At 66.8% G+C, this 3949-nt stretch carries 3 protein-coding genes; 1 reads left to right on the top strand and 2 read right to left on the bottom strand.

What is annotated here, in order from left to right; genetic code table 11:
• The coding region (locus AB4Y84_RS15550) for a DUF2339 domain-containing protein (RefSeq protein ID WP_442250396.1) at positions 1 to 1911 on the bottom strand (1911 nt) is incomplete at its 3' end.
• Between the two features lie 127 nt (positions 1912 to 2038).
• Positions 2039 to 3043 carry a type I glyceraldehyde-3-phosphate dehydrogenase gene (gene gap / locus AB4Y84_RS15545; protein ID WP_025874252.1) on the bottom strand — a complete coding sequence of 335 codons (1005 nt, stop codon included), beginning with the start codon at positions 3041 to 3043 and terminating at the stop codon, positions 2039 to 2041.
• A 193-nt stretch (positions 3044 to 3236) separates the two neighbouring features.
• Here gap and AB4Y84_RS15540 point away from each other — a divergent pair, with 193 nt between their 5' ends.
• The gene (locus AB4Y84_RS15540) at positions 3237 to 3866 is read left to right on the top strand and encodes an OmpW/AlkL family protein (RefSeq protein ID WP_279208871.1); all 630 of its coding nucleotides are present in this window, start codon (positions 3237 to 3239) and stop codon (positions 3864 to 3866) included.
• Positions 3867 to 3949 lie beyond the last annotated feature (83 nt).

Genomic DNA, 3949 nt, shown 5'->3' with positions numbered 1-3949 from the left:
GGCCACGCCACCATTGCCCTGGCGCAGGCACAGCAGGCTGCGCACGCCGAGCACGGCGAACACTGCCCATGCCAATGCGCCATAGCCGGCAAACGGCTGCTGGTGTGCATCGCTCTGCAGCAGCGCCAACGGGAAGCCCGCTGCCAGCATCACCAGCGCGGTCACGCCCAGCGCACGCGCCGGCATGCGGCGCTGCACCTCCGAGGCCAGCCAGGCGGTGACGGCGGCCAGCACCAACACAGCATCGGCCTGCGCCGAATGCTGGAAGAAGCGGCCGATCTCATGGGCGACACCACCCAACCACCACAGCAGGCCCCACAGGTAGTACGCCAGGGCGATGTCATGGCGCTGCCTTCGCTGATAGCTCCACGCCGCCGCGAAACCCGCCACGGCCAGCAGCAGTGCGCCGATCGCGGTCGGGTTGAGCAGGAAACGCTGGTCCTGGTGCCAATGGTCGGCGCCCACCACGAATGCGAATGCGGCGGCGAGCTGCAGCAGCGCACCGGTCACCTGCGGCAACCAGCGCTTCTGGCGCAACCCCAGCCACGCCAGGCCGGCGCCTTCCAGCGCGAATACCGCACCGGTGGCCCGCGCCGAGAATGCCAACGGCACCGCCAGCGTCGCAAAGCCCACCGCCAGTACCGCATGCGACTGCGCCAGCACCGTGTACGACGCGCGCGCGATCAGGGCCCGTGCCAGCAGCGCATAGATCGCTGCCAGGCCCAGCGCACACAGGGCCAGCGTCATCGGCTGTTCGTGCAGCATGCCGGCCTGCAGCGAGAAGGCAATCAGCGGCGTGCCGAACACCAGGCTGCCGTCGACCAGATCGCGACGCCCGGCCGGCTGCCGGCGCGCATACAACAACGGAATCAGCAGATAGAAGACGAAGAACAGCAGCAGGAACGGTTCGGTACTGGCGAACTTGGCCGCGTCGTACTGCAGCACGCCCCAGAAGGTGCCGATGCCGAAGGTGAACGCGAAACCCATCAGGTTCAGCACACGCCACGGGCGATACCAGGCAATGGCGAAAATGCCCGCGTTGAGCACGGCGTAGTAGCTGAACAGCCCGACGTGGTTGCCACTGCCGGTGGACAGCCACAGCGGCGCCATGAAGCCGGCCAGGATGCCCAGCACTGCCAACGTGCGCGAGTTCTGCACGACCGCCAGCACGCACAGCCCCGCCACCAGCGCGATCGAGCTGGCAAAAGCGAAGCCGGGCGCGAGCAGATCGAAACGCTTGAAGGCAGCGAAGATGGTCAGCAGCAGTACGCCGATGGCGCCCCCCTGCAGGGCCAGCGCGAACATCCGCCGGCGCTCGCGCTGGTGCCAGCCGAAGGCCAGCAGGCCCAGCGCACCGACGGTGATGCCCGCCAGCCGCAGCTCGACCGGCACCACCAGCCAGCCTTGGTCGCTGACGTACTTGAGCAGCGCAGCAACGCCGGCCAACAGCACCAGCATGCCGATCTTCACCGGCACATTGCCCTGGGTGAACCAGTGTTTGACCGCACCGATCGCGCGCTCGACCAGGTTCGGCAGGGCCGGTTCCGCTGGCAAGGGCGGCAATGTGGGCTCAGGTGGCAACGGCGGTGGCGGCGACGGACGCGCGGGTTGGACCGGTGGCGGCAGCTCCTCGCGGGCGGCAACCGGAGGCGGGGCCGTGGCCGCCGTGGGCCGCAGGAACGAGGGCTCGCTGCCGGGTTCGCGCGATGCCGCAGGCGCGCGCGGCGGCGCGGCCACTGCCGTGGGCGCACGGCCAAGCGTCTCTGCCGAAGTGGGCGCGGCCTGCACGCTCTGTGCGGCCTCCAGCGCGGCGACCCGCCGGCGCAGGCCGGCAATCATCACCAGCGCCACCACCAGCAGCAGCGGTATCGCCAGCAGGACCAGTACTGCCAGGACCAAGAGTGCTTCCATTCCTCGCCTTCCAATGCGATCCCGCGCCACGATGGCGGCGGTCGACGGGCCCATGCTACGTCAGGCCGGGCCCCTTAAACGACGAACCCCGGCCAGGCCGGGGTTCGCGCGACGATCTTCGCAGGCCTTACTTGGCTGCGACGACCTTGGCCATTTCCAGGCACTTGTTGGAATAGCCCCACTCGTTGTCGTACCACGACACGAGCTTGACGAAGGTGCCGTCCAGGGCGATGCCGGCGTCGGCGTCGAACACCGAGGTGTGGGTTTCACCGCGGAAATCGGTGGCCACGACCTTGTCTTCGGTGTAACCGAGGATGCCCTTCAGCGCGCCTTCGCTCTGTGCCTTCACTTCGGCGCAGATCTCGGCGTAGGTGGCTTCCTTTTCCAGCTCGACGGTCAGGTCGACCACCGACACGTCCGAGGTCGGCACGCGGAAGCTCATGCCGGTCAGCTTCTTGTTCAGTTCCGGGATGACCACGCCGACGGCCTTGGCGGCACCGGTGGAGGACGGAATGATGTTCTCCAGGATGCCGCGGCCGCCGCGCCAGTCCTTGTTGGACGGGCCATCGACGGTCTTCTGCGTGGCGGTGGCCGCATGCACGGTGGTCATCAGGCCGCGCTTGATGCCCCACTTGTCATTGATGACCTTGGCCAGCGGCGCCAGGCAGTTGGTGGTGCACGAGGCGTTGGAGATGATCGCCTGGCCAGCGTAGGTCTTGTCGTTCACGCCGAACACGAACATCGGCGTGTCGTCCTTCGACGGTGCCGACAGGATGACCTTCTTGGCGCCGGCATCGATGTGCTTCTGCGCGCTGACCTTGTCCAGGAACAGGCCGGTGGCTTCGAGCACGACGTCGACGCCGACTTCGTCCCACTTCAGGTTGGACGGATCGCGTTCCTGGGTCAGGCGGATCTTCTTGCCGTTGACCAGCAGATCCTTGCCATCGACGGCTACGTCGGCCTTGAAACGGCCGTGCACGGAGTCGTACTTGAGCATGTAGGCCAGGTAATCCGGCTCCAGCAGATCGTTGATGGCCACGATTTCGATGTCGTCGCCGAAGTTCAGCACCGCCGAGCGCAGGACGTTACGCCCGATGCGACCGAAACCGTTGATACCAACCTTGATTGCCATGTTCTCAAGCTCCTGCAGCCGCGACAGGTGCGGCGGGGTGGATAGGGCCCACAAGTCTAGCAGGCCGGCCTTGACCACCGCCGGCCAAGCCCGCCGCCGGGACGGGGGCCGGACAGGATTTGATCCGGATCAAAGCGTTAGCGCGGCGTGAGGCCGAGACTGGCCACATCCACCCAGCAACGAGATCACCCCCATGCGCAAGACCTCCCCCCTGATCGTGGCCAGCCTGGCCGCCGCCCTGTCGTTGGCCGCTGCCCCGGCCATGGCCCAGTCCAAGGGCGACTGGACCCTTTCCGCTGGCGTGCACCAGGTCGCGCCGAAGTCGAACAACGGCTGGCTGGCCGGTGGCACCCTGAAGGTCGACGTCGACAACGACGTCAAGCCGACCATCACCGGTGAGTACTTCATCGCCGACAACCTGGGCATCGAAGTGCTGGCGGCGCTGCCGTTCAAGCACGACATCAACATCAACGGCCTCGGCCGCGTGGGCAGCACCAAGCAGCTGCCGCCGGTGGTCACCCTGCAGTACCACTTCAACAGCAAGGGCAAGGTGTCGCCGTTCGTGGGCGCCGGCCTGAACTACACGACGTTCTTCAGCGAAGACACCACCGGTGCGCTGGCCAACAGCAAGCTGAAGCTGCAGGATTCTTGGGGCCTGGCCGCGCATGCGGGCATCGACTTCGCGATTGGCGAGAAGGGCGCACTGCGCGTGGACATGCGCTGGATCGACATCGACAGCAAGGTGAAGCTGGACGGCGAGAAGATCGGCACGGTCAACATCGATCCGCTGGTCTACGGCGCGTCCTACGTCTTCAAGTTCTAAGGGGTTGTTTGGCGGGGGCTTCGCCCCCGCTCCCCCGCTACAGGCAAAACCCTCGCAGCATGTTGCCCCGGTATGTGTGTGCC

Source organism: Stenotrophomonas sp. 2YAF22 (assembly GCF_052114665.1).
Lineage (GTDB): Bacteria > Pseudomonadota > Gammaproteobacteria > Xanthomonadales > Xanthomonadaceae > Stenotrophomonas > Stenotrophomonas indicatrix.
The sequence above is the reverse complement of the archived record's forward strand: the minus strand, read 5'-3'. Positions and strand labels throughout refer to the sequence as shown.